We start from the raw sequence: 24,889 nt of genomic DNA, 5'->3' as shown, positions 1-24,889 counted from the left end.
GGGGCCGGCGGCGGCGACGCCACCGGCCCCTTTCGCGTGTCCGGGGCCGGCACGGATGTGACGGAGTAGGGCATCCCCAACAGAAAACCCGGGCGGTCACCCGGGTGAGGGTCGGAACCTGAATATCGACTCCCGCCCGAAGCCGTTGCACAACCTGACCGGCAACGCCTGGCGCGCCCGGGTCCAGCTGTACGATGCGCCGTTCAGCCTGAAGAAGGCGGACTCGTTCACCCTCCACGTGCACAGCCAGCCGCGCCCGGGCATCGCCCTGCTCCGGCGGGAACCGACGGCGTCGACTGCGGGCCCGGCGTACCCATGCGGATCGTCACCAGCTGACCGCCCGCCGGGCCGGCTCCGCGGGCCGACCGGCCGCCACCTCCGGCCGACGGGCCGGGCCGGAGCTGGGCACCGGGTCCTAGGCTGTGCCACATGACCGAGCAGCGCGGCGGAACCGTCGACGAGTCCTGCGTCCTGACCGAAGGGCCCTGGACGCACCGGTTCGTCGGCGCCAACGGCAGCCGCTTCCACGTGGTGGAGGCCGGCACCGGCCCGATGGTGCTCTTCCTGCACGGCTTCCCCGAATACTGGTGGGCCTGGCACGAGATGCTGCCGGCCGTCGCCGACGCCGGCTTCCGCGCGGTCGCGGTCGACCTGCGCGGGTACGGCGCCAGCGACAAGCCACCCCGGGGATACGACGGCTACACCCTCGCCGCCGACGTGGCCGGGCTGATCCGGGCGCTCGGCGAGCGTTCCGCCACGGTGGTCGGCACCGGAGCCGGCGGCATGGTCGCGTGGACGGTCGCCTCGTTCCACCCGAACCTGGTCCGCCGGCTGGTGGTGCTCGGCGCCCCGCACCCGCTGCGGCTGCGGGCGGCCATCTTCGCCGACCCGCGCGGGCAGTTCGCCGCCTCCACACCCACCCTGAAGTTCCAGCTCCCCCGCTACGAGCACGTGCTGACCCGGGACGACGCCGCCGAGGTGACGGCCGTGCTGCGCCGCTGGGGCGGGCCGGCCTGGGTCGACGGCCCCGAGTTCGAGGCGTACGCCCAGGCCTGCCGGACCGCGATGCAGATCCCGCAGGCCGCCTTCTGCGCGCTGGAGGCCTACCGGTGGGCGTTCCGGTCCGTGCTGCGGCTGCACGGCTACCGGTTCGTCCGGCTGATGCAGAAGCCCCTGGTCACGCCGACCCTGCACCTGCACGGCGCGGCGGACATGGCCACCCTGCCGCGCACCGCCCAGGGCTCCGGCCGGTACGTGACCGCGCCCTACGAGTGGCGGCTGCTGGACGGGGTGGGCCACTTTCCGCACGTCGAGGCGCGGGACCTGGTGCTGGGCGAGATCCTGCGGTGGACGAAGTCGTGACTCAGACCCGCTGCTCGCGCAGGTCCACGACCTCCGCCGCGGGGGCCCAGCCCTGGTAGACGCCGAAGTCGAAGACCTCCAGGCCCATCGCCCGGGCCACCGGCCAGCGGCCGCCGGTGTACTCCACCCGCAGCCACCCCTCGTGCTCGCCCAACACGATGAACGGCTGCCCCTGCCAGGTGCAGGTGGTCCGGACGTACGCCAGGTCGGCGACCTCGCCGGCCGGCACCACCCGCACGTACCGGCCGGGTCGGACCTCCTCGAACCCGTCGCCCGGGCCGGGCTGGTACAGCCGCACGTCGTCGCCGTCCGGGCTGGCCTGGTATTCCCGGCCCTGCCAGCGGGCCACGTACCCGTCGCGCATCAGTCCTCACCGACCCGTCGCCAGCGCACCGCGTCGGCGTCCAGGACGGCGACCACCCGCTCGTTGCCGTCCGCCCCGATCCGCCACAGCTGCGCCCCGTGCGGCAGCCGGGCGCTGTCCACCTTGAACTCGGCCACCACGTCGGTGCTCTCCCCCGGGGCGAAACCGTTGCCCCGGAACGGCGGGCGTTCGATGACCCAGCCCTCCATGGCCCGCATGGCCGTCTCGTTCTGCCCGCCGTACGGGATGCGGTAGAGGCTGGGCCGGTACGCCGGCCAACGGAGCACGTAGATGTCCTCGGCGGCCCGGTCGAAGGGCGAGTCGGGGTGGCCGAGACCGAGCGCGTCGTACAACTCGGCCGGGGTGTGCAGGTGGGCGAGCTCGGTGGCCCGGTGCACGAAGCCGGAGACCCGGTCGTAGCCCCGCTCCAGGTAGTAGGCGAGCTGGGACGGCGCGACCGCCTTCTGCATCACCACCGGGCGGGTCGGGTCGGCCACCGGCGGGGCGACCCGGGGCCGGCTGGCCGGCGCCTCGGCCGCCGCCGGCTCGGGCTCGGTCTCCGGGTCGTCGCCCAACCCGACGTCGGCGGCCCAGTTGGCCAGCCCGACGATCTGCTCGCCGGGCAGCTTGGCCCCCACCGGAGTGCCCGGGTTGACCGCGAACGACCAGTCGTGGTCGGGCCAGCGGCGGATCAGCTGCACGAAGCGGACCAGCACCGTCTCGACCGCTCGGGCGTCGTCCTCGGCCATCCGCTCGGTCGAGGTGTAGACCACCACATGCGTCCCGCCGTCCAGCTGCGCGGTCTGCCAGACGAAGCCGGGGTCGCCCGGGCGGCTGCCGGGCGCGGAGTCCGGGGCGGCCGGCAGCAGCACCCGGGCCAGCAGCAGAGTGGAGAGAAAGCTGTCGGTGTTGCCGGCGCCGGCCGCGGCGTACAGCTCCTCCTCGACCTCGTTGGCCGGCAGGAAGCCGGCGGTCGGCGGTGCCGCCGGACCCGGCGCGTCGGCCGCCGCCGGCTTGGCCGCGGCCGAGGCGGGCCCGGTGGCCGGGGTGGGCACCGAGGCCCCCGGTCGGGCGCCCTCGGTCGGGTATGCCGGCACCGGCCCGGCCGCCGGCGGGACGGGCTGCGGCCGGACCGGCTCGGCGGGCGGCCGGAACGACGCCGGCTCGGGGGCGGCGGGGCGGACCGGCCGATCTGTGGGCGGGGCATCCACCGTCGTCGGCATGGCGGGCGGCACCGGGGCCGTCGGCAGCACGGGGGCCGCCGCTGGCTCGGCCGGCCCGACCGGGACCGCCGGCGGCTCGGCCGCCCGCACCGGGACCGTGGGGGGCACCGCGACCGAGGGCGGCGCCGGGGCCGAGGGCGGTGCCGCGACCGTGGGAGGTGCCGGGGCCGAGGGCGGCGCCGGAGCCGAGGGCGGCTCGGGTGCGGGCGGGGCGGCGAAGAGGCCGGCGTGGCCGGGCATCCCGGACCGGGCCGGGCGGTCGACGGGCGGTGCCGCCCGCTCCGGCCCGCCGAGGTCGCGGGACTCGATGACCGTGCCCTCTATGACGATCGGTGAGAAGGTGCGGCGCGGGGCCGGCGGGCTGGAGACCGGCTCGGCGGCGCTCGGCGGGTCGTGGCCGGCCTCCGGCCCGTACGCCGGGGACGCGCCGGCCAGCCGCTGGGTCTGCTCCTCGGCGCTCGGCTCGCGGCGGCTCAGCGGCCGCGCCGGCCGGTCGGCGGCCCCGGCGAGCCGCAGGGCCTGGGTCACCTCGTCGGGCGCCGGCTCGGACCGGTGCGGCAGTGGGACCGTCGGATCGGGGGCCAGCCGGAACGCCCGGGTCGCCTCCGCCGGAGGCTCCGGCCCCCGCCTCGGCAGCGCCTGGGTGAGTGCCTCGTCGGGACCGCCGGCCCGGAGCCGCTGGGTGAGTTCCTCGCCCGCCGGATCCCCGGCCGGGCGGGCGGGCACTGGTTCGTCCAGCGGCCGGCGACGGGGAAAGGGCTGGCCGCTCCGGCCGAGCCGGGACGGTGGCACAGCCCGCTCCCCCGGGCGGCGGGGCTCGTCGGCGCCACGGCGCTGGGCGGCCGGCTCGAAGAACGACCGGCCCGTCGGCTGGGTCGGCCAGCCGGTGGTCGCCGCGGCGATCGACGGCGGCTCGGTCCGCCCGTCCTGCGGAGCGGCCCGGCTCTCCGGCCCAGGTCGCGGCGCTGGGTCAGCGCCAGGTCGCGGCCGGGGGTCAGCGGCAGGTCGCGGTGGCGCTTCGGCGGGCGGCTCGGCCGGCGGACGGTACGCGGACACCGGCGGGGGCCCGGCGGCCTCCCGCTCCGGCGTGGTGGCGTTCGCCCGCGCCCGGGCGAGCGACTCCACCCGCTCCAGCCGGGCCCGCGCACCCATGGTGCGACCGGGCAGCCGGACGTCGCCCCGGGCGAGCTGCGACACGAACCAGGACGGCAGATAGCCCTCGACGGGCAGGCCCGGGTTGACCGCCAGCCACCACTCGTGGTTGGGCCACTCCTCGGCCAGGTCGGCGTAGGCGGCCCGGCGGGTGGGTCCGGCGCTCCCGCCGAGGCAGGCGTGCAGCGCGGCCGGCGAGGTGAACCCGAGGACGTGAGTCCGCCCACCGGTGGTCCAGGTGCCCCAGCCGGCGGTCTCCCCGGCGACGGTCAGGCCGGACACCGGCAGCAGGAGGTCGGTGCGGGCCAGGATGCGGAAGTAGAGCTCCTGGTCGTTGCCGCGCAACGCGTCCCGCATCGCCGCTTCGGCCTCGGTAGCCGGCTCCCAGTCGGTCACGGCCACCTCTCCTCCCACGAAAAGGCCAACGGCATCGCGTACAACCTACAAGGTAGTAACAAGATCACAATGGCTGGCCGGCGGCGGTGCGCCGGCCGGCCGGGGAGGCGATAACATCCGGTCCCGGAGCCGACACGATACGGAGGCCGTCGATGCCCCGGCCCGTTGCACGCCCGGTCCTCACCGCCGCCCTGGCGGCCTCGCTGGCCGCCGCGCCGGCCACCGCCGCGCCGGCCGCTCCGCCCCCCTGCGCCAGCCCGCTCGCTCCGGCCCGGACGGTCACCGATCGACCGTGGCCACAGCAACGGTACGCCCCGGAGCGGCTCGCGCCGCTGGCCACCGGTGCCGGGGTGACCGTGGCCGTGGTCGACTCCGGGGTGGACGGGCGGCACCCGCAGCTCGCCGGGCGGGTGCTGACCGGCACCGACCTGCTGGACCCGGGCGGCGACGGCCGGCGGGACTGTGCCGGGCACGGCACCGGGGTGGCGAGCGTCATCGCCGCCGGGCCGGTCGCCGGGGTGGCCTTCCGGGGGTTGGCGCCGGACGCCCGCATCCTGCCGGTACGGGTCAGCGAGCAGCAGGTGGTCGACGGCCGGGAAGCGGGGCGTACGGTCGGCGCGGCCGAGTTCGCCCGGGCCATCCGCTGGGCGGTCGACCACGACGCGGACGTGCTGAACCTCTCCGTCGTGCTCTACGCCGACCACCCGGCGGTACGGGCCGCGGTCGACCATGCCCGGGACCGGGACGTGGTGCTGGTGGCCGCCGCCGGCAACCTGCACGACAGCGGGGACCCCCGGCCGTACCCGGCGGCGTACGAGGGGGTGCTCGGGGTGGGCGCGATCGGGGTCGACGGGTCCCGGTCGGCGTTCTCCCAGACCGGCTCGTACGTCGACCTGGTCGCCCCGGGCGGAGAGGTGCTGACCGCCGCCCCCGGCCGGGGTCACGTGGTGGCGGAGGGGACCAGCTACGCGGCGCCGTTCGTCGCGGCCACCGCCGCGCTGCTGCGGGAATACCACCCGGACTGGAGCGCGGCGCAGGTGACCCGGCGGATCCTGGCCACCACCGACCCGGCCCCGGGCGACGGCCGGCGGGGCGGCTACGGCACGGGGGTGTTGAACCCGTACCGGGCGGTCACCGAGACCGGCCCCGGCCCGGACCGGCCGGCCGGCGTGGCCGGCGCGCTGCCGCTCGACCGGCCCGACCCGACGGCGGCGGCGCAACGGGAGCGCCGGGCGACCGCGCGGGACCGGGCGGTGCTGGTGGCACTGGTCGCCGGGACCGCCGTGCTGGCGGTGGTGCTGCTGGCCGTGGTGCTGCCCCGGGGCGCCCGCCGCCGCTGGCGACCCGCCGGGCCGGCCTGAGCCGACCCCGGGGCACCGGCACCCGCCGACCCGCCGCCACTCGGCCTGCCGGGTGACCACACTCCGCGCGGCCGGACGGGACACGGCGGCGCCGGGCGCACACCCGCCCCGCGCCGCCGTGCGGGGTTCACTGGAAGAGATTGGCGTTCCGCTTCTCGGTGTCGAGATAGTCGGACGCGGAGTCGTCCACCGCGAGCTTGATGTCCCGCAGCATGGCCTGGAGGTCCTGCGAGGCCGAGCGCCAGCGGGCCTGCCGCTGCTCGTACGCCTGCCGGGCCTCGCCGGACCAGGTCGCCACGAGTGGCGCGGCGTCCCGTTCCAGCTGCCCGAGCTGGCTGTCCAGGGTGTTCAACGCCTTCTGGATGTCCGCGCCGGCCTGTTGCAGCGCGGCGAAGTTGACGACCAGCACGCCGTCGTTCATGGGTGCTTCCTCCCCATACGGTCAGAGCGGCAGCTGGATGCCGCCGCGGTTGGTGGAGGCGACCCGGCCCGCCGCCTCGCTGTCGGAGACGTCGTACTGCCGGCCGGCGGTGCGGATCGCGGTGGCGGTCTCCCGCAACGCCCGCTGCAACGCCGCCTGGTCCTGCGACCACTGCTGCTTGACCTGCTCGAACGAGCGTCCACCCGCGCCCTGCCAGGCCTGCTGCAACACCTCCAGCTCGGCCATCAGGCTGCTGAGCATGCTCTGCAGTGACTCGTCCACCTGCTCGAACTTCGCGGCGGTCTGCTGCATGACCACTGCTTCCGCCTGGGTCTCGGCCATCCGTCACCTCGCTTTCTCGGTAGTCCTGCGGGTGGCGACCGTCCTGACCGGAGTGTCGCCGGCCGCTGCCGGCGCCCCGGCCGCCGGCCGTTCGCCAAAACTCGTCGCTGACGGTAGCCGCCCAGTCGCATTCCTGCTACCCCCGTCGGCTCTCCTGTGGACAATGCGTGTTCCCGTCGTAACCCTCGCGGGCCCTACGATGGGCCGCACCGGGGCGGCGCTCCGGCGGGCCGGCGACGGCGCGGGCCCGGCGGAAAGGCGGAGGAGGCGCGGTGACGGCGACCACGACCGGCGGACGGGCACCGGTTCCGGTTCCGCCGCGGCAGCCCCTGCCGCCACTGTGGATGCCGGCCGACCGACGGCGCCGGACCCGGTTGCGCGCCGGCCAGGTCGCCGCCGGGCAGGTGGCGCTCGCCCTGCCGGTGGCGGTCGCCGGCCGGGGCGGCGTGGCCCTGGTGGCGGCCGGCGTCGCCGCCGGGCTCCTGGGCGCCGCCGTCGCCGTACGGTGGCGCGGTCGGTGGCTCTTCGAATGGCTCGCGGTGGGCCTGACCCACCTGTTCCGGCGACGGGCCCTGCCCCCGTCGGACGGACCGACCGGCCTGCTCGACCTGGTCTCCCCGGGCACCGTCGTCCGCCCGGCCGAGCTGGCCGGCGGGCCGGCCGCGGTGCTGGACGACCCGACCGGGCTGACCGCGGTGCTGGAGGTGGGCGACCCGGGCGACCTGCTGGGCGGCCACCCCCGGGCGCTGCCGGCACCGGCAGCGCTGCTGCCGGCGGCCCCGCCGGACGGCCCGCCGGTCTGCGTCCAGCTCCTGCTGGTCGCGGCGCCGGCACCCAGCCCGTCGGTCGCCGGCGGCACCGCCGGCACGTCGTACCGGCAGCTCACCGACGGGCGGCTGGCCGGGCGGGCCCGGGCGGTGCTCGCGGTCCGGGTGCTCCGGGTCGACGGCTGGTCGGACGAGGACCTGCGCCGGGCCCTCTCCGGCACGGTCCGCCGGATCGCCCGGCGGCTCGGACCGTCGGCCGCCCGCCCGCTGGGCGAAACCGCCGCGTTACGCGCCGTCGCGGAGTTCGCCCACCTCGACGACGCCCGGCCGGTACGGGAGTCGTGGCAGGCGGTCCGCACCGGCGAGCTGCTGCAGAGCTGCTTCCGGGTGCGGCCGGCGGCCGGGCCGGCCTGGGCGCACCTGGTGTCGCGGCTGCTGGCCACGCCGGCCACCGCCACCACCGTGTCGATCTGCGCCGGGCCGGGCACCGGCGCCGAGGCGGGGCCGCCGCCCAGCCGGATCACCGTACGGCTGGCCGGCCCGACCCCGGCGCAGCTGGCCGCCGCCGCGCAGGCCATCCGGCTCTCGGCCGGGGCGCTCGGCGCGCGGGTGCGCCGGCTCGACGGCGAACAATTGGCCGGGCTGGCCGCCACGCTCCCGCTGGCCGCCCTGCCCAGCGCTCCCGGCCCGGACGGCGCGGGCGGCCCCGCGGAGCTGACGGTGGACGACGCCGGGTTGATGGTGGGCGCCAACCGGCACGGCGGCGCGGTGACCGTGCGGTTGTTCCGGCCGGAGGCGACCCGGGTGATGCTGGTCGGCGGGTTGCGCGCGGCGCAACTGCTGACCGTACGCGCGATGGCGCTGGGCGCCGCGGTGGTGGTGCAGACCGGCCGGCCACGGGCCTGGGAGCCGTTCGTCCGGGGCGTCGCCGCGCCCGCCGGCGCCATTCCGGTGCTGCCACCCGGGCGCCCGGTGGGCGAGGCCACCGGCACCTCCCTGCGGCCGCTGCTGCTGGTGCTGGACGTCGGGCCGGTGCCGGCCGATCCGGCGCCCGGGCCGCAGTGGCGGTCCACCCTGGTCGTCCGCGACGAGCTGACCGCGGCGGACGTCGAGGCACTGGCCCGGGCCGACCTGGCGGTGCTGCAACCGCTGACCGCGACGGAGGCGGGGCTGGCCGGCACGGCGCTCGGCCTGGGCGGCTCGGCGGAGTGGCTGACCCGGATCCGGGAGGACATGGTCGCGGTGGTGAACCGGCGCGCGCTGCGCTGGGCGCTGCTCTCCCCGACCCCGATCGAGTCCCAGATCATCGGCCGCCCCCTCCGCCGCTGACTCGCCGCCCAGCGGTGTCAAGCGGGGCCCCCGCCGGTACAGAATGCGTTAACAGGGGCCGTCTCCTTACATCCATCGGCCGTGGCACGATGCCCGCCATGGGTTTTCTGAAGGGAATTCTGATCCGGCTGGCGGCGACGGCGTTCGCCTTCTGGCTGGCCACGTCGCTCATCCCCGGCATCTCGCTGGACTCCACCTCGGCCACCGAGACCGTCACCACCCTGGTGCTCGTCGCGGTGATCTTCGGTGTGGTCAACGCGGTGCTCCAACCGATCATCAAGACCGTCGGCTGCGGCTTCTACCTGCTCACCCTCGGGCTCATCGCGCTGGTGGTGAACGGCCTGCTCTTCCTGCTCACCAGCTGGATCGCCGGCCAGGCCGGGCTGCCGTTCCACGTGGACGGCTTCTGGCCGGCCGCGGTGCTCGGCGCGCTCTTCGTCAGCCTGGTCACCTGGATCCTCGGCGCGGTCCTGGACCGCGACTGAGCGCCGGCCCGGCCGGTCGCCGCACTCGGGCGGCCGGCCGGAGCCAGCGGTCCAGCGACCGGGAATTGGCTGGCGAGGGCGGGGTGCGGCGGGACTAGCCTGGTCGGCGTGCTCACCCTGACCCGCGCCGACGGCTACCAGCTCAGCACCGACCCCGGCCGGCTCGACCTCGACCTGGTGCACCACTGGCTCAGCACCGACGCGTACTGGGCGCTCGGGCGGGACCGGGCGACGGTCGAGCGGGCCTTCGCCGGCTCCATCGGGTACGGCGTCTACCGGCCCGGCGACGGCGGGCAGGTGGCGGTCGCCCGGGTGGTCACCGACGGGGCCACCTTCGCCTGGCTCTGCGACGTCTACGTGGACCGCGCCGAGCGGGGCCGCGGGCTGGGCGGCTGGCTCGCCGGGGCGGCCCGCGACCACCTCGCCGGGCTCGGCGTACGCCGGATCCTGCTGGCCACCAACGACGCCCACGGGGTGTACGCGAAGCTCGGCTTCGCCCCGGTCGCCCCGGACCGCTACATGCAGCTCGACCAGCGCGGAGAACCCCCGGTGAGCCCGCTCACCGGAAAGGAGCAAGGCGCCACTACACCACTTACGGTGGAGGCGTGAACCAGCTCCGCCTCGGCTACCTGTACGGCATCGGCGCGTACCTGCTCTGGGGTTTCCTCCCGCTCTACTTCAAGCTGCTGCGCCCGGCCGGTCCGGTGGAGATCCTCGCGCACCGGGTCGTCTGGTCGGTGGCCCTGGTGGCGCTGCTGCTCGCCGCCGCCCGCAACATCGGCTTCCTGCGCGCGCTGGCCCGTCGGCCCCGCGCGCTGGCCGGGATCGCCGCGGCCGCCGTGCTGATCGGGATCAACTGGGGCACCTACATCTACGGGGTGACCTCCGACCGGGTGGTGGAGACCGCGCTCGGTTACTTCATCAACCCGCTCGTGGTGGTGCTGCTCGGGGTGTTCGTGCTGCACGAGCGGCTGCGCCCCGGGCAGTGGGCGGCAATGGGCGTCGGGCTGGCGGCGGTGGTCGTGCTGACCGTCGACTACGGCCGGCTGCCGTACCTGGCGCTCACCCTGGCCTTCAGCTTCGCCGGGTACGGGCTGGCCAAGAAGCAGCTCGGACTGCCCGCCACGGAGGGGCTCTTCGTCGAGTCGGCGGTGCTGGCGCTGCCGGCGCTGGCCTACCTGGGGTGGCTGGCGCAGCGCGGCGACGCGACCTTCGGGCACGTCTCCGCGGCGCACACCGTGCTGCTGGTGCTGGCCGGGGCGGCCACCGCGATCCCGCTGCTGCTCTTCGCCGGCGCGGCGAACCGGCTGCCGCTGACCGGGCTGGGCATGATCCAGTACCTGGCGCCCGTCCTCCAGCTCGGCTGCGGCGTGCTGATCTTCCACGAGCCGATGCCCCCCGCCCGACTGGCCGGCTTCGCCCTGGTCTGGTTGGCGCTGATCGTCTTCACCGTCGACGCGGTCCGCCACACCCGCCGCACCCGCGCCGCCGCCCGCCGCGCCCCGGTCCCGGTGCCCGCCGCCCGCTGACCCGGTCAGTCCACGTCGTAGGCGAGCACGGGCGTGCCGTCGGCGCGGGTCAGCTCCAGGCGGACCAGCTCCGCGCCGGTGAACCGGGTCGCGCCGGTCAGGCGCAGGTCGTCGCCGGGGGCGGCCAGCCACGACCCGAGCTGCTCGGTCTGGCCGTCCGGACCGTGCGCCACCAGCCGGAACGCGTACGCCTTGTGGTAGCCGGCGGTGGCGTCGTACCCGCAGCGCATGGTGACCTCGGTGCCCCACTCGGTGCCGGTCAGCCCGATCTCGGCGTGCACCGGCACCCCCGCCGCGACCGGCGTCATCGCCACCATCCGCACCGGCGCGGCGGCCGGCGGCGCCGCCGGGCGCAGCAGCCCGGCCACGGCCACCCCGACCACCAGCGCGAGCGCCGCGGCGACCAGCCCGGTCAGCGCGTACCGCCGACGCACGCCGGACCGCTCGCGGCGCCGGCGCTCGGTCGCGGCGGCGAGCAGCGCGGGCACCCGGGTGTCCTCCGCCGCCGGCAGGAACTCCGCCAGCGCGGCCGCGTCGAGCCGACCCAGCAGCCCCGGCAGCACGGCGATCTCGGCGACCGCCGCCCGGCAGGTCGCGCAGCTGGTCAGGTGCCGCTCGTAGGCGGCCCGCTCGCCGGGGGTCAGGGCGCCCAGCACGTACGCGCCGTCGTCGTGCGCGAACTCGCAGCGGGTCATCCGGTCACCCCCATCTCGGCCAGGACCAGCCGCAACGAACGCAGGGCGTAGTGGGTACGGGACTTCACGGTGCCCGGCGGCACGCCGAGCCGGGCGGCGGCCTCGGCCACCGACCGTCCCTGGTAGAAGCATTCCACCAGCACGTCCCGGTGGGTGGGGCTGAGCCGGCTCAGCGCCTCCGCGACGGTCCACGCCTCCACCGCGCGTTCCGCCTCGTCGACCATGCCCGGCTGGTCGGGCAGCTGGTCGGTGAAGACCTCGCCGACCCGGTTGGACCGGCGCCGCCAGGCGTCGATGGCCAGGTTCCGGGCGGTGGTGAAGAGCCAGGCGCGCACCGACCCGCGCCGCGGGTCCAGCGACTCCGGGTGCCGCCAGGCCCGCAGCAACGTCTCCTGCACCAGGTCCTCGGCCCGCGGCCGGTCCCCGTTCACCAGTCGCAGGGCGTAGCCGAAGAGCGCCTCCGCGTGCTCGTCGTGCAGCGCGCGCAGCAGCTGGGCGTCGTGGTCGCTGATGGCGGTCTCCCTCGCTCTCGGCGGCGAGTCCGGTTGTGGGTCCGTTCCTGCATACGTACGCCGGGCCCGCTCGGTTCATCCGCAGCTCGCGGCGCAGGTGTTCACGCCCGGTTCACTCACCCGCCGAGCCCCGCTCACCGCACCCTGGCAGCGTCCGGCCGGTACGCGCCCGGGTGAACCCGGTGTGCCACGACGTCTTCTCAGGAGGCCACTGCCCATGAGCGACCGTCCCCGGCTGCTCCCGCTGCTCGGCGCCAACCGCCGGCACGGCAGCCGCGACGCGATGACCTGCCTGTACCGGTGCGGCAACGCCTGCGACCACCCGGTACCGAACTCCTCCGACAACCCGTACTTCGGCGACCTGGTCGACGCGGAGGTCTCCCGGCGCGGGGTCGTCCGGGCCGGCGCGGTCGGCGCCCTGGTCCTGGGCTTCGGTGGCGCCGCCGTCGGCGCGCTGGCCGGTGCCGCTCCGGCCGGCGCGGCGCCCGCCGCACCGGCGGCCGGCCCGGCCGGTCCGGGTGCCGGGCCCGGCGGGATCGGCAACGGGGCGCTGACCTTCAGCCCGATCCCGCCGAACAAGCTCGACAGCCTGGTGGTGCCGAACGGCTACGACCACGCCGTCGTCATCAAGTGGGGCGACCCGGTGGTCCCCGGGGCCCCGGCGTTCGACCTGCACGCCCAGACCGCCGCGGCGCAGGCCCGGCAGTTCGGCTACAACAACGACTTCGTCGGGGTGCTGCCGATCGACCGGAAGCGGGCGCTGCTCGTGGTCAACCACGAGTACACCAACGAGGACCTGATGTTCCCCGGCTTCACCGGCCTGGACGCGCTCTCCGTGGAGCAGCTGCGGGTGGCGATGGCCGCGCACGGCATGTCCGTGGTGGAGCTGGAGCGGGTGGAGAGCACCGGGCAGTGGCGGCCGGCCCGCAACGGCCGCCGGTACAACCGGCGGGTCACCGCCCTGGCCACCCAGTTCGAGCTGACCGGCCCGGCCGCCGGCGCGGCCTGGCTGCGCACCGCCGCCGACCCCAGGGGCCGTACGGTGGTCGGCACGCTGAACAACTGCGCGGGCGGGGTCACCCCGTGGGGCACCGTGCTCTCCGGCGAGGAGAACTTCAACCAGTACTTCGTCGGCGGCGACGGCGCGCCCGCCGAGCTGAAGCCGAAGCTGGCCCGGTACGGCATCCCCACCGACGTGCGCTACCCGAGCGCCAGCCGCAAGTGGGAGCGCGCCGACGAGCGCTTCGACCTGGCGAAGCACCCCAACGAGGCGCACCGCTTCGGGTGGATCGTCGAGATCGACCCGTTCGACCCGGACAGCACGCCGCGCAAGCACACCGCGCTGGGCCGGTTCAAGCACGAGGGCGCCAACGTCATCGTGGCGAAGAACGGCCACGTCGTGGCGTACATGGGCGACGACGAGCGGTTCGACTACCTGTACAAGTTCGTCTCGGACAAGAAGTTCCTGCCGGGCGACTCGTCGGTGGCCCGCCGGCACAACCTGACCCTGCTGGAGTCCGGCACCCTCTACGTCGCCAGGCTGGCCGGGAACAGCGCCGCCGAGATCGACGGCAGCGGCAGGCTCCCCGCCGACGGCGCGTTCGACGGGCGCGGCGAGTGGATCAAGCTGGTCAGCGGCAACCGCTCGTACGTGGACGGGATGACCGCCGCCGAGGTGCTCACCTTCACCCGGCTCGCCGGGGACAAGGTGGGCGCGACCAAGATGGACCGGCCCGAGGACGTCGAGCCGAGCCTGCTCACCGGCAAGGTGTACGTGGCGCTGACCAACAACAGCAACCGGGGCGTCGGCAGCAACCCGAAGGCCGACGAGGCCAACCCGCGCACCGCCAACCGGCACGGGCAGATCCTGGAGCTGGTCGAGGACCGGGGCGACAACACCGCCGAGTCGTTCGCCTGGTCGCTGCCGATCGTCTGCGGCGACCCGGCCGACCCGGCCACCCACTTCGCCGGGTACGACAAGACGAAGGTCTCCCCCATCTCCTGCCCGGACAACGTCGCCTTCGACGCCACCGGCAACCTCTGGATCTCGACCGACGGCAACGCGCTGGGCAGCAACGACGGCCTCTTCGCCACCGCCGTGGACGGCCCGGAGCGCGGTCACCTGAAGCAGTTCCTCACCGTGCCGCTGGGCGCGGAGACCTGCGGCCCGTTCATCACCGGGGACAACCGCTCGGCCTTCGTGGCCGTACAGCACCCCGGGGAGGTCACCGGCGCGTCGGTGGAGAAGCCGGCCTCGACCTGGCCGGACGGCGACTACGCCAAGCCGGGCGTGGTGGTCGCCTGGCGGCTCGACGGCGGCCCGATCGGCAGCTGACCCTCCTCGGCGGTCCGGCGCTGGACCGCCGCCCGGGGCCCTCTCCCAGCCGGGGAGAGGGCCCCTCGGCGTGCCGGGTCTCGCGGGACGGCCGGGCCCCGCGGCGTTCCGGGCGGCCTGCCGCGGGTCGCCCTGCGGGGTCAGTTCTCCGCCGCGACCGCGTCGGCGACGCTGCGCGCGACGGTGAGCAGCTTCGCCCGGACCACCCGGGCGGAGGTCATCATCTCGCCGGCCGGCAGCGCGCAGGCGAGCACCAGCCGGCGCTCCAGATCCTTGTCCGGGGTGACCAGCACCGCGGCGCAGGCCACCCCCTGCCGGAACTGGCCCAGCTCCAACTGCATGCCGCGCCGGTCACCGGCGGCCAGGTCCGCCTCGAAGGCGTCGGCGGTGGTCAGGGTGGCCGTGGTGAACGGCCGCATGCCGTACTCCCGCAGGTAGCGCAGCCGCTGGTCGGGCGTGAGGGTGGCGAGCAGGGCCTTGCCCAGCGCGGTGGCGTGCGCGCCCTCGTCGAAGCCGGGGACGAGGTCCTCCAGGTACGGCGAGCGGGGACCCTCGGCGGTCGCGGTGATCGCCACCTGGCCACCCACGAAGCGGCCGAGGAAGTGGCTGTAGCCGGTCTCCATGGCGGCCCGGCGCAGCGACTCCCCGACCGGGGCCGGCCCACGGAACGCGGTGACCAGTTCGCGGTACCGGTCGGCGATCTCCATTCCGACGATGTACGTGCCGTCCTCCCGGCGGATCACGTAGCCCTCGTACGCCAGCGTGCGGACCAGGTGATAGGTGGTGGCGACGGTCAGCTCGCAGCGCCGGGCGATCTGCTTGACGGTGAGCCCTCTGGGAGCGCGACCGACCGACTCGAGCACGCGTAGCGCGCGGGACACGCTCCGGATCAGATCCGAAGGTTCCGCCAAGGGGTCGCGCACAACCACCTCCGCCGCCGGGGACTTACACCATATGAAATGGAGGCCCCGTGCGAAATGCCTGTTCGGGTCGAGGATGCCAGAACCTCGCCCACAGCGCGTGCGGTGACGGACACAATCCGTTGTTCGGAACCGGCGGCGTAGGTTTGCCGAATCATGGCCGACACCGCACTCGCCTCCCCGCCCGGGTCCGCGCCACCCCGCCCGGTACGGGCCGGGGCCGGCGCCACCGCCGTCACCATCGCCTGCGTCCTGCCGGTCTTCCTGGTCGGCGGCCTCGCCGTGCAGATGTCCCAGGACCTGCGCTTCACCCCGACCGGGCTCGGGCTGGCCGTCTCGGTCTACTTCGGGATCAGCGCGCTGGCCTCGGTGCCCTCGGGGGCGCTGGTGGAGCGGTTCGGTCCGGCGCCGGTGGCCCGCGCCGGCATCCTGCTCTCCGCCGGGGCGCTGCTGGCCGTGGCGGGGCTGGCCCGGTCGTACCCGCTCCTGGTCGTCCTGCTCGGGCTCAGCGCCGCCGCCAACGCGCTGGGCCAACTGGCCAGCAACGCGGCGCTGGCGGAGCATGTGCCGGCCCGGCGGCAGGGCCTGTCGTTCGGCGTGAAGCAGGCCGCCATCCCGGTCTCCACGCTGCTGGCCGGGGCCGCCGTACCGGCCATCGCGCTGACCGTGGGCTGGCGCTGGGCCTTCGTGGCTGCCGCCGGGGCCGCCCTGGCCGCGCTGCCCGCCGTACCCGCCGCGGCGCGGCCCGCGACGGCCCGGCGGACCACCCGGACGACCGGCGGCCGGGCTACCCTGCCCCTGCTGGTGGTCGGGGCCGCCGCCACCCTGGCCGCGGCCGCCGCCAACGCCCTGGGCACCTTCGTGGTCGACTCGTCGGTCGCCCGGGGCCTCGCGCCCGGGCTGGCCGGCCTCACCCTGACCCTGGGCAGCGCGGTCTGCGTGGCCGCCCGGGTCGGCGCCGGCTGGCTGGCCGACCGGCGGGCCGAGGGGCACGTGGCGCTGATCGCCGGCATGCTGGTGGTCGGCGCGGTCGGGCTGGGGCTGCTCGCGGTGGCCGGCCCGGTGCCGCTGGTGGCCGGCGTGGTGCTCGGCTTCGGGCTGGGCTGGGCCTGGCCCGGGCTGATGAACTTCGCGGTGGTCAAGCTGCATCCGCAGGCCCCGGCCGCGGCCACCTCGATCACCCAGACCGGGGTGTACGCGGGCGGCTGCCTCGGCCCGCTCGGCCTCGGTGCCGCCGCCGGCCACCTCGGCTACCCCGCGATGTGGCTGATCGGCGCCCTGTCCATGCTCCTGGCCGCCACCCTCATGCTCACCGCCAGCCGCCTCCTCACCCCGCCCCGCCCATCGCTCCATTGATCAAGGAGTTTGCGTCCCGGTGAGCACGAATCCCGACGCAGACACCTTGGTCAACGCCGGGGGAGCCGGGCTGGGGGCCGGGAGGGGTGGGGTCAGCTGGTGCGGTCGGCGATGTAGTCGCAGAGGGATTCGAGGGCCGCGCGGGCCGGGCCCGGCGGCAGCGGGGCGAGCTGGGCGCGGGCGTCCTCGGCGTAGCTGCGGACCGTCTCGCGGGCGCGCTTGAGGGCCGGGGACTCGCGGAGCAGGCCGAGCGCCTCGGCGTGCAACGCGTCGTCGACCAACGGGCCGGTCGCCAGGATCTCCCGCAGCCGTACGCTCGCCGCGTCGGCGTCGTCCGAGGCGAGGGCGTAGAGCACCGGCAGGGTCGGCACGCCCTCCCGCAGGTCGGTGCCGGGTGTCTTGCCGGACTGCATCGACTCGGAGGCGATGTCGAGCAGGTCGTCGGAGAGCTGGAAGGCGACCCCGATCGTCTCGCCGTAGCCGGCCAGGGCCTCGGTGTGCACACCGGAGGCGCCGCCGAACATGCCGCCGAACCGGGCCGAGGTGGCGATCAGCGAACCGGTCTTCTCGGCGATCACGTGCAGGTAGTGGGCGACCGGGTCGGAGTCGCGGGGCCCGACCGTCTCGGCGATCTGGCCGTGCACCAGCCGGGCGAAGGTGCGGGCCTGCAGGCGTACCGCCTCGGTGCCCAGCTCGGCCGCGATGTCCGCGGCCCGGGCGAAGAGGTAGTCGCCGACCAGGATGGCCACCGAGTTGGTCCAGCGGGAGTTGGCGCTCGGGGCGCCCCGGCGCATCGCCGCCTCGTCCATCACGTCGTCGTGGTAGAGGGTGGCCAGATGGGTGAGCTCCATCACCACCGCGGCGGGCACCACCTGCGCGGCGGACGGGTCGCCGAACTGCGCCCCCAACGCGACCAGCAGCGGCCGGAACCGCTTCCCGCCGGCCTCCACAAGGTGCCGCGAGGCCTCGGTGACCAGGGGGTCAGCGCTGGCCACGCTCGACCGCAGCTCCCCCTCGACGACCTCCAGCAGGCCCAGCACGGACCGCTCGACGGCCGGATCGGCAAGGTGCAGCCCGAGCGCGCCGAACTGACCCGTGCCCACCGGGCTCCGACCCTCGCCGGAGCCGGTGGCACCTGAACGTGCGCCAGCCGGATTCACCACGTCATCAACCATGCCACACCCGTTCGACCTGGCTCCGGACGGGGCACACGGGCCGGGGGCCGGCACGCCATCGGCGTACCGGCCCCCGGCCTCACGGACGTCCGTCATCGGACAAATTCGGCCGCACCGCTCGCCAGATCCAGCAGCGGCGCCGGAGCCACGCCGAGGACCAACGTGGCGGCCACGCCGATCATGAGCGCGGCGGCGGTCAGCCCACCCGGCACGGCGACCGTCGGGGTGGCCTCGCCCGGCTCGGAGAGCCACATCATCACCACGACCCGCAGGTACGGGAAGGCCAGCACCATGCTGGTCAGCACGCCGGCGACCACCAGCCACGCCTGGTTCGCGTCCAGCGCCGGGGCGAAGACCGCGAACTTGCTGGTGAAGCCGCTGGTCAGCGGGATGCCGGCGAAGGCGAGCAGGATGAAGGTGAAGATCCCCGCAAAGAACGGCGAGCGCCGGCCCAGCCCCGCCCAGCGGGACAGGTGGGTGGCCTCCCCGTCGGCGTCCCGGACCAGCGTCACCACCGCGAACGCGGCGAGCACCGAGAAACCGTACGCGACCAGGTAGAACATCGTGCCGGAGAGCCCGTCCTTGCTCGGCGAGAGCACGCCCACCAGCAGGTAACCGGCGTTCGCGATCGACGAGTACGCCAGCAGCCGCTTGATGTCGGTCTGGGTCACCGCGAGCACCGCACCGACCAGCATCGTCAGCACCGCCACCGCGCCGATCACCGGGGTGAAGTCCCAGGCCGCCCCGCCGAACGCGACGTGGAAGACCCGCAGCAGGGCGCCGAAGGCGGCGACCTTGGTGCAGGCCGCCATGAAGCCGGTCACCGGGGTCGGGGCGCCCTGGTAGACGTCCGGCGTCCAGACGTGGAACGGCGCCGCGGCGGCCTTGAAGAGCAGGCCGATGGAGAGCAGCGCGATGCCGGCGAAGAGCAGCAGCGGGCTGGCCGGCGAGCCACCGACCGCCGCGTGCACGGTGGCGAAGTCGACGCCGGCCGACCGGCCCGGGGTGCCGGCGGTGAAGCCGTACACCAGGGCCACGCCGAACAGGAAGAAGGCCGAGGCGTACGCGCCGAGCAGGAAGTACTTCATCGACGCCTCCTGGCTCAGCAGCCGGCGGCGACGGGCCAGCGCGCAGAGCAGGTACAGCGGCAGCGAGAAGACCTCGAGCGCGATGAACATGGTCAGCAGGTCGTTCGCCGACACGAAGATCAGCATGCCGCCGATGGCGAAGGTGGTCAGCGGGTACACCTCGGTGGCGCCACCGGCGCCCTCCGCCTGCCGGCGGTCGTCGGCCGACTCGGCGGTGACCGCGGCCTGGGCCACGAAGTATCCGCCCCGCTCCACCGACCGCTCGCCGATCAGCAGCAGCGCCATCGCGGCGAGGATCAGGATCGCGCCCTGGAGGAACAGGGTAGGCCCGTCCACCGCGATCGCCCCGCCGACCGTGATCAGCCGGTCGTCGGCGTGGACGACCACCATGGCCAGCGCGGCGAAGACCGCCGCCAGCGCGAGCAGCAGCTGCGTCCAGTGCCGGAGCCGCCGGGGCACGAACGCCTCGACCAGCACGCCGAGCAACGCCGCGCCCAGCATGATCAGGATCGGAGCGATGGCGCCGTAGTCGATCGACGGCAACTTCAGCTCGGTCACTGTACCGACCTTTCGTTCGCGGCTGCGGGGCTCCGCTGCGCTGCACTCCTCGCGCTCACCGATACCGACCTTTCAGGCGGCGGAAGGACTCGGCCGCCCGGGCGCGGGTTCACGGCTGCGGAGATCATCGGCTGGCCTCCTGGACGCTGCCGACCTCGGGAGCCGGGTCGGTCTTGCCGACGTCCTGCATGGTCGCCTGGACGGCGGGGTTGATCACGTCGGTGACCGGCTTCGGATAGAAGCCGAGCAGCACGATCAGCGCGATCAGCGGCCCGACCACCAGCTTCTCGCGCAGGTTCAGGTCACGGCGCATCCCCTCGATCTCGGTCAGCGCCGGGTTCAACGTGCCCTGGGTGGTGCGCTGCACCATCCACAGCACGTACGCGGCGGCCAGGACGATGCCCAGCGTGGCGATCACCGCGACCGGCTTGTTGACCGTGAAGGTGCCGATCAGCACCAGGAACTCGGAGATGAACGGCGCGGTGCCGGGCAGCGCCAGCGACGCCAGACCGGCGAAGAAGAGCACGCCGGCCAGCAGCGGCACCAGCTTGCCCGCGCCGCCGAAGTCGCTGATCATCGCCGAGCCGCGGCGGGCGATCAGCATGCCCACCACCAGGAAGAGCAGGCCGGTGGCCAGCCCGTGGTTGAGCATGTAGAGCACCGCGCCGGTGCCGGCCTGGGTGGTGAAGGCGAAGATGCCGACCCCGATGAAACCGAAGTGCGCGATCGAGGTGTACGACACCAGCCGCTTCAGGTCGTTCTGGCCGACCGCCAGCAACGCGGCGTAGATGATGCCGATCACGCCGAGTGCCAGCGCCCAGGGCGCGAACCACCGGGACGCCTCCGGGAACAGCGGGAGGCAGTAGCGCAGGATGCCGAAGGTGCCGACCTTGTCCAGCACGCCGACCAGCAGCGCCGCCGCGCCGGCCGGGGCCGCGCCACCGGCGTCCGGCAGCCAGGTGTGGAACGGGAAGAACGGCGCCTTGATGGCGAACGCGATGAAGAAGCCGAGGAACAGCCAGCGGGCGGTGCCGGTGGAGATGTCCGCGTTGGCCAGCTCGGCCCAGTCGAAGGTCCGGCCGCCGACCACCCAGAGGCCGATCACCGCGGCCAGCATGAACAGGCCGCCGACCAGCGAGTAGAGGAAGAACTTCACCGCCGCGTACTGCCGCTGGTGGCCGCCGTAGCTGCCGATGAGGAAGTACATCGGCACCAGCATGACCTCGAAGAACACGTAGAACAGGAAGACGTCGGCGGCGGCGAAGACGCCGATCATCGTGCATTCGAGGACGAGCAGCAGGGCGAAGTAGACCGGCACCGAGCGCTTGGACGACTCGGCGTCGTGCCAGGACGCCAGGATCACCAGCGGCACCAGGATCGCGATCAGCATCAGCATGACCAGCGCGATGCCGTCCGCCGCGAAGGTGAACCGGACCCCCCAGGTCGGGATCCACGGGTACGACTCGCGGAACTGGAACCGGTCACCGCCGGCGGAGAAGGCGATCCACATGACCACCGACAGCACCAGCACCAGCAGCGACCAGCCGAACGCCACCAGCTTGGCCAGGTCCGGGTTGCGCCGCGGCAGCAGGGCCACGACCAGGGCACCGACCAGCGGCAGCACGGTCAGCACCGAGAGGAACGGGAAGTTGGACATTATGCGGCCTTACCTCCGTCGTGACTGCGCGGTCCGCCGGCGGGGGCGGCCGTAGAGAGGTCGATCACGCCAGCCACCCCGCCTGCACCGCCAGGAACGCCGCCACCACCAGCAACGCGCCGGCCAGGATGGAGGTCGCGTACGACCGGACGAAGCCGGTCTGCAGCCGCCGGAGCCGGCCCGAACCGCCGCCGACGCCCGCGGCGAGGCCGTTGACCAGCCCGTCCACGCCCCGGTTGTCGAGGTAGACCAGCGCCCGGGTGAGGAAGATGCCCGGCTTCTCGAAGACCGCCTCGTTGACGGCGTCGGTGTAGAGGTTGCGCCGGGCCGCGGTGACCAGCACCCCGGCCGGCTGCGGCGCGGTGGCGGTGCCGTTGCGGAACAGCATCCAGGCCAGCCCCGCGCCGAGCACGGTGACCAGCAGCGAGAGCACGGTGAGCAGCCAGTGCGGCAGGACCGCGGCGTGCTCCGCGTGCTCGCCGCCCAGCCCGCCGGTCGCCTGGAGCCAGTCCGGGACCGAGGTGGCCAGCAGGAAGCCGGCGCCGACCGAGCCGATCGCCAGCAGGATCAGCGGGATGGTCATCAGCTTCGGCGACTCGTGCGGGTGCTCGATGTCCTCGGTCCAGCGGGCCGGGCCGTGGAAGGTGAGCACGAACAGTCGGGTCATGTAGAACGCGGTGAGCCCGGCGCCGAGCAGCGCCGCCATGCCGAACAGCCAGGCCGTCCAGCCCTCCCGCTCGAACGCGGCCACGATGATCGGCTCCTTGGAGAAGAAGCCGGAGAAGGGGAACATGCCGATGATGGCCAGCCAGCCCATCATGAAGGTCAGCCAGGTGACCTTCATGTACTTCGACAGGTTGCCGAAGCGGCGGATGTCCACCTGGTCGTTCATCCCGTGCATCACCGAACCGGCGCCGAGGAACATGTTGGCCTTGAAGAAGCCGTGCGCCAGCAGGTGCACGATGGCCAGCGCGTACGCCGCGCCGCCCAGGCCGACGCCGAGGAACATGTAACCGATCTGGCTCACCGTCGACCAGGCCAGCACCCGCTTGATGTCGTCCTTGGCCGCGCCGATGACGCAGCCGATCAGCAGGGTGAGCGCACCGACGCTGACCACCACGAGCTGGAGCGTGGCGTTGGCCGAGAAGATCGGGTTGGATCGGGCGATCAGGTAGACGCCCGCGGTGACCATGGTGGCCGCGTGGATGAGCGCCGACACCGGGGTCGGGCCCTCCATGGCGTCCGGCAGCCACGCCTGGAGCGGGAACTGGCCGGACTTGCCGGTGGCGCCGAGCAGCAGGAGCAGGCCCAGCACCAGCACCGTCCCGCCGGCCAGCCCGCTGATGCCGTTGAACACCTCGTCGTACTGGGTGGTGCCCAGGGTGGCGAACATGATGAAGATGCCGATCGCCAGGCCGGCGTCGCCGACCCGGTTCATCAGGAACGCCTTCTTGCCGGCGGTGGCGGCGCTCGGCCGCTCGTACCAGAAGGAGATCAGCAGGTACGACGCCAGGCCGACGCCCTCCCAGCCGAAGTAGAGCATCACGTAGTTGTTGCCGAGCACCAGCAGCAGCATGGCCGCGACGAACAGGTTGAAGTACCCGAAGAACCGGCGCCGGCCCTCATCGTGGGCCATGTACTCCACCGCGTACAGGTGGATCAGGAAACCCACCCCGGTGATCAGCAGGACGAAGACCGCGGCCAGCGGGTCGAAGAGCAACCCGAAGTCCACCTTGAGGTCGCCGACCACGATGAACTGCCAGAGGCTGCGCTCGACGGACTTGTTCTCCAGGCCGCGCAGCTGGAAGAAGTAGGTGAGGCCGAGCACGAAGGCGGCGCCGACCGCGCCCACCCCGAGCCAGTGCCCCCACCGGTCGGCCCGGCGGCCGAGCAGCAACAGGATCGCCGCGCTGATCAGCGGGATCGCGACCAGCAGCCAGACGCTGCCGAGCAGTCCGTCCGCCGCAGCGTAGGCGACGGTTCCTGCTGGCTCGGCCTGGGCGTACGTCAGAATCTCATCCACCGGGGCCCCTTAGTACTTCAGCAGGTTGGCGTCGTCGACGCTCGCCGAGCGCCGAGTCCGGAAGATCGACATGATGATCGCGAGGCCGACCACGACCTCCGCCGCCGCCACCACCATCACGAAGAACGCCATGATCTGGCCGTTCAGGTCGCCGTTGATCCGGCTGAAGGTGACCAGCGTGAGGTTGGCGGCGTTGAGCATCAGCTCGACGCACATGAACAGCACGATCGCGTTGCGCCGGATCAGCACCCCGGTGGCGCCGATGGTGAACAGCACCGCGGCGAGCACCAGGTAGTAGTCGGGGGTCACCGCTGAGCCAACCTTTCGTTCGCGACTGCGGGGCTCCGCTCCGCTGCACTCCTCGCGCTCACCGCAGCCGGCCCTTCGTTCGCGACTGCGGGGCTCCGCTCCGCTGCACTCCTCGCGCTCACCGCTCGGTCCCCTTCAGTGTGGTCTCCTCGGCGGTCAGCTCGCGCACCGGGAGGATGTCCGGGGTGCTGCGGTCGGTCAGCCGGCCGTCCGGCAGGCGGGCCGGGGTGGCCACCGAGGACGAGGTGGCGAAGACACCCGGGCCGGGCTTCGGGCCGGGGTAGTTGCCGGGCCGGAAGCGGGCCTTCATGGTGGCGATCTGGTCCATCCGGTCCTCCTTGCGCCGCTCGGCGTGCGCCAGCACCATCGCGCCGACCACCGCCGTGATCAGCAGGGCGGAGGTGAGCTCGAAGGCGAAGACGTACTTGGTGAACAGCAGCCGGGCGATGCCCTGCACGTTCCCCTCGGCGTTGGCCTCGTCCAGGCCGACCGCCGGTACGCCCTGAAGCGCGCGGTAGAGGCCGCTGCCGACCAGGCCGGCGAAGCCGAGGCCGAGCACGATCGCGGCGGTCCGCTGCCCGCGCAGCGTCTCGATCAGCGAGTCCGACGCGTCCCGGCCGACCAGCATCAGCACGAACAGGAACAGCATCATGATCGCGCCGGTGTAGACGATGATCTGCACCATGCCGATGAACGGCCCGGCCTGGAGCACGTAGAACACGCCCAGGCAGAGCATGGTCAGCACCAGCCAGAGCGCCGAGTGCACGGCGTTGCGGGCGACGATCATCCCGATCGCGCCGAGCAGGGCGAGCGGGGCGAGGATCCAGAAGGTCACCGCCTCGCCGGTGGACACCGACGTCGACGCGGCGGCGAGCAGCGTCTGCGTGGTCATGCTCCCTCTCCCTTGCCCGCGGCGGCCCGCTGGGCGGCCTGCTCGGCGCCGGGGAAGGTCACCCCGGGGTGCTCCTCGACCCGGTACCCGCCCGGGGTCATCGTGGAGCGCTCGGCACCGGCCGACGTCCCCGGGTTGGTCAGCGATCCGACGTAGTAGTCCTTCTCGCTGTCACCCAGCCGCATCGGGTGCGGCGGCTGCTCCATCCCCGGCAGCAGCGGCGCGAGCAGCTGCTCCTTGGTGAAGATCAGGTCCTGCCGGTTGTCCCGGGCCAGCTCGTACTCGTTGCTCATGGTGAGCGAGCGGGTCGGGCAGGCCTCGATGCAGAGCCCGCAGAAGATGCACCGGGCGTAGTTGATCTGGTAGACGCTGGCGTACCGCTCACCCGGGGAGAAGCGCTGCTCGTCGGTGTTGTCGCCACCCTCCACGTAGATCGCGTCCGCCGGGCAGGCCCAGGCGCACAGCTCGCAGCCGATGCACTTCTCCAGCCCGTCCGGATGCCGGTTGAGGATGTGCCGCCCGTGGTACCGGGGCGCCGGCGTCGGCGGCTTGAACGGGTAGTCGGTGGTGACGACCTTCTTGAACATGTGCGAGAAGGTGACCCCGAAGCCCTTGAACGTTCCGGTGATCGCGCCCAC

At 74.1% G+C, this 24,889-nt stretch carries 22 protein-coding genes and 1 pseudogene; 9 read left to right on the top strand and 14 right to left on the bottom strand.

Annotation, left to right across the window (positions count from 1 at the left end; all coding sequences use genetic code 11):
* Window positions 1–97: 97 nt before the first annotated feature.
* Both AB0H57_RS04380 and AB0H57_RS04375 read left to right on the top strand, forming a co-directional pair.
* Window positions 98–433 (top strand): annotated as a pseudogene (locus AB0H57_RS04380) (hypothetical protein); the annotation flags it as partial.
* Complete coding sequence (locus AB0H57_RS04375; protein WP_357502533.1) at window positions 430–1,362, top strand: alpha/beta hydrolase; 933 nt, start codon at window positions 430–432, stop codon at window positions 1,360–1,362. The pseudogene AB0H57_RS04380 and the gene AB0H57_RS04375, both read left to right, overlap by 4 nt.
* Before the next feature lies 1 nt (window position 1,363).
* On the opposite strand, the gene AB0H57_RS04370 is transcribed toward AB0H57_RS04375, so the two are convergent.
* The gene (locus tag AB0H57_RS04370) at window positions 1,364–1,729 is read right to left on the bottom strand and encodes a hypothetical protein (protein ID WP_357502839.1); all 366 of its coding nucleotides are present in this window, start codon (window positions 1,727–1,729) and stop codon (window positions 1,364–1,366) included.
* Entirely contained in the window at window positions 1,726–4,497 is a 2,772-nt protein-coding gene (locus AB0H57_RS04365; RefSeq protein ID WP_357502531.1) for an SseB family protein, read from the bottom strand. Before AB0H57_RS04365 ends, AB0H57_RS04370 begins: the two co-directional genes overlap by 4 nt.
* Window positions 4,498–4,649: 152 nt before the next feature.
* On the opposite strand from AB0H57_RS04365, the gene mycP reads away from it, so the two are divergent.
* Complete coding sequence (mycP, locus tag AB0H57_RS04360) at window positions 4,650–5,858, top strand: type VII secretion-associated serine protease mycosin (protein WP_357502529.1); 1,209 nt, start codon at window positions 4,650–4,652, stop codon at window positions 5,856–5,858.
* Window positions 5,859–5,985: 127 nt separating this feature from the next.
* Here the strand turns inward: mycP and AB0H57_RS04355 are convergent, their stop codons facing one another.
* Together AB0H57_RS04355 and AB0H57_RS04350 are read right to left on the bottom strand one after the other, a co-directional pair.
* A complete protein-coding gene (locus AB0H57_RS04355; RefSeq protein ID WP_357502527.1) occupies window positions 5,986–6,279 on the bottom strand; it encodes a WXG100 family type VII secretion target in 294 nt (97 codons plus the stop codon).
* Between the two features lie 21 nt (window positions 6,280–6,300).
* Complete coding sequence (locus AB0H57_RS04350; RefSeq protein ID WP_357502525.1) at window positions 6,301–6,621, bottom strand: WXG100 family type VII secretion target; 321 nt, start codon at window positions 6,619–6,621, stop codon at window positions 6,301–6,303.
* 272 nt (window positions 6,622–6,893) lie between these two features.
* Here AB0H57_RS04350 and eccE point away from each other — a divergent pair, with 272 nt between their 5' ends.
* From eccE to rarD, 4 genes are all read left to right on the top strand, one after another.
* Window positions 6,894–8,717 (top strand): type VII secretion protein EccE, encoded by a 1,824-nt coding sequence (gene eccE, locus AB0H57_RS04345; RefSeq protein ID WP_357502523.1) that lies wholly within the window; start codon window positions 6,894–6,896, stop codon window positions 8,715–8,717.
* A 98-nt stretch (window positions 8,718–8,815) separates the two neighbouring features.
* A complete protein-coding gene (locus AB0H57_RS04340; protein ID WP_357502522.1) occupies window positions 8,816–9,202 on the top strand; it encodes a phage holin family protein in 387 nt (128 codons plus the stop codon).
* A gap of 108 nt (window positions 9,203–9,310) precedes the next feature.
* The gene (locus AB0H57_RS04335; RefSeq protein ID WP_357502520.1) at window positions 9,311–9,811 is read left to right on the top strand and encodes a GNAT family N-acetyltransferase; all 501 of its coding nucleotides are present in this window, start codon (window positions 9,311–9,313) and stop codon (window positions 9,809–9,811) included.
* Window positions 9,808–10,731 carry an EamA family transporter RarD gene (gene rarD, locus AB0H57_RS04330; RefSeq protein WP_357502518.1) on the top strand — a complete coding sequence of 308 codons (924 nt, stop codon included), beginning with the start codon at window positions 9,808–9,810 and terminating at the stop codon, window positions 10,729–10,731. Before AB0H57_RS04335 ends, rarD begins: the two co-directional genes overlap by 4 nt.
* A 5-nt stretch (window positions 10,732–10,736) precedes the next feature.
* Here the strand turns inward: rarD and AB0H57_RS04325 are convergent, their stop codons facing one another.
* Together AB0H57_RS04325 and AB0H57_RS04320 are read right to left on the bottom strand one after the other, a co-directional pair.
* Window positions 10,737–11,426 carry a zf-HC2 domain-containing protein gene (locus AB0H57_RS04325; protein WP_357502516.1) on the bottom strand — a complete coding sequence of 230 codons (690 nt, stop codon included), beginning with the start codon at window positions 11,424–11,426 and terminating at the stop codon, window positions 10,737–10,739.
* Entirely contained in the window at window positions 11,423–11,917 is a 495-nt protein-coding gene (locus tag AB0H57_RS04320) for a sigma-70 family RNA polymerase sigma factor (RefSeq protein ID WP_357502837.1), read from the bottom strand. Before AB0H57_RS04320 ends, AB0H57_RS04325 begins: the two co-directional genes overlap by 4 nt.
* Window positions 11,918–12,155: 238 nt before the next feature.
* On the opposite strand from AB0H57_RS04320, the gene AB0H57_RS04315 reads away from it, so the two are divergent.
* Entirely contained in the window at window positions 12,156–14,273 is a 2,118-nt protein-coding gene (locus AB0H57_RS04315) for a PhoX family phosphatase (RefSeq protein ID WP_357502514.1), read from the top strand.
* A gap of 140 nt (window positions 14,274–14,413) precedes the next feature.
* Here AB0H57_RS04315 and AB0H57_RS04310 read toward each other — a convergent pair whose 3' ends face one another.
* Window positions 14,414–15,196, bottom strand: a complete 783-nt coding sequence (locus tag AB0H57_RS04310; protein ID WP_357502512.1) for a helix-turn-helix domain-containing protein — start codon at window positions 15,194–15,196, stop codon at window positions 14,414–14,416.
* Between the two features lie 153 nt (window positions 15,197–15,349).
* Here AB0H57_RS04310 and AB0H57_RS04305 point away from each other — a divergent pair, with 153 nt between their 5' ends.
* On the top strand, window positions 15,350–16,549 hold the full coding sequence (locus tag AB0H57_RS04305) for an MFS transporter (RefSeq protein ID WP_357502510.1): 1,200 nt from the start codon (window positions 15,350–15,352) through the stop codon (window positions 16,547–16,549).
* Window positions 16,550–16,641: 92 nt separating this feature from the next.
* Here the strand turns inward: AB0H57_RS04305 and AB0H57_RS04300 are convergent, their stop codons facing one another.
* From AB0H57_RS04300 to nuoI, 7 genes are all read right to left on the bottom strand, one after another.
* Entirely contained in the window at window positions 16,642–17,724 is a 1,083-nt protein-coding gene (locus AB0H57_RS04300; protein ID WP_357502508.1) for a polyprenyl synthetase family protein, read from the bottom strand.
* 92 nt (window positions 17,725–17,816) lie between these two features.
* Entirely contained in the window at window positions 17,817–19,370 is a 1,554-nt protein-coding gene (gene nuoN, locus AB0H57_RS04295) for an NADH-quinone oxidoreductase subunit NuoN (protein WP_357502506.1), read from the bottom strand.
* A gap of 124 nt (window positions 19,371–19,494) precedes the next feature.
* Window positions 19,495–21,027, bottom strand: a complete 1,533-nt coding sequence (locus AB0H57_RS04290) for an NADH-quinone oxidoreductase subunit M (protein WP_357502504.1) — start codon at window positions 21,025–21,027, stop codon at window positions 19,495–19,497.
* Between the two features lie 64 nt (window positions 21,028–21,091).
* On the bottom strand, window positions 21,092–23,050 hold the full coding sequence (gene nuoL, locus AB0H57_RS04285) for an NADH-quinone oxidoreductase subunit L (RefSeq protein WP_357502502.1): 1,959 nt from the start codon (window positions 23,048–23,050) through the stop codon (window positions 21,092–21,094).
* A gap of 9 nt (window positions 23,051–23,059) precedes the next feature.
* Window positions 23,060–23,359, bottom strand: a complete 300-nt coding sequence (gene nuoK / locus AB0H57_RS04280) for an NADH-quinone oxidoreductase subunit NuoK (protein ID WP_357502501.1) — start codon at window positions 23,357–23,359, stop codon at window positions 23,060–23,062.
* Between the two features lie 118 nt (window positions 23,360–23,477).
* Window positions 23,478–24,251, bottom strand: a complete 774-nt coding sequence (locus AB0H57_RS04275; protein ID WP_357502499.1) for an NADH-quinone oxidoreductase subunit J — start codon at window positions 24,249–24,251, stop codon at window positions 23,478–23,480.
* Complete coding sequence (nuoI, locus tag AB0H57_RS04270) at window positions 24,248–24,889, bottom strand: NADH-quinone oxidoreductase subunit NuoI (RefSeq protein ID WP_357502497.1); 642 nt, start codon at window positions 24,887–24,889, stop codon at window positions 24,248–24,250. Before nuoI ends, AB0H57_RS04275 begins: the two co-directional genes overlap by 4 nt.

Source organism: Micromonospora sp. NPDC050686 (assembly GCF_040654475.1).
Lineage (GTDB): Bacteria > Actinomycetota > Actinomycetes > Mycobacteriales > Micromonosporaceae > Micromonospora.
Note: the sequence above shows the minus strand (reverse complement) of the source record. Positions and strands in the feature narration are given on the sequence as shown.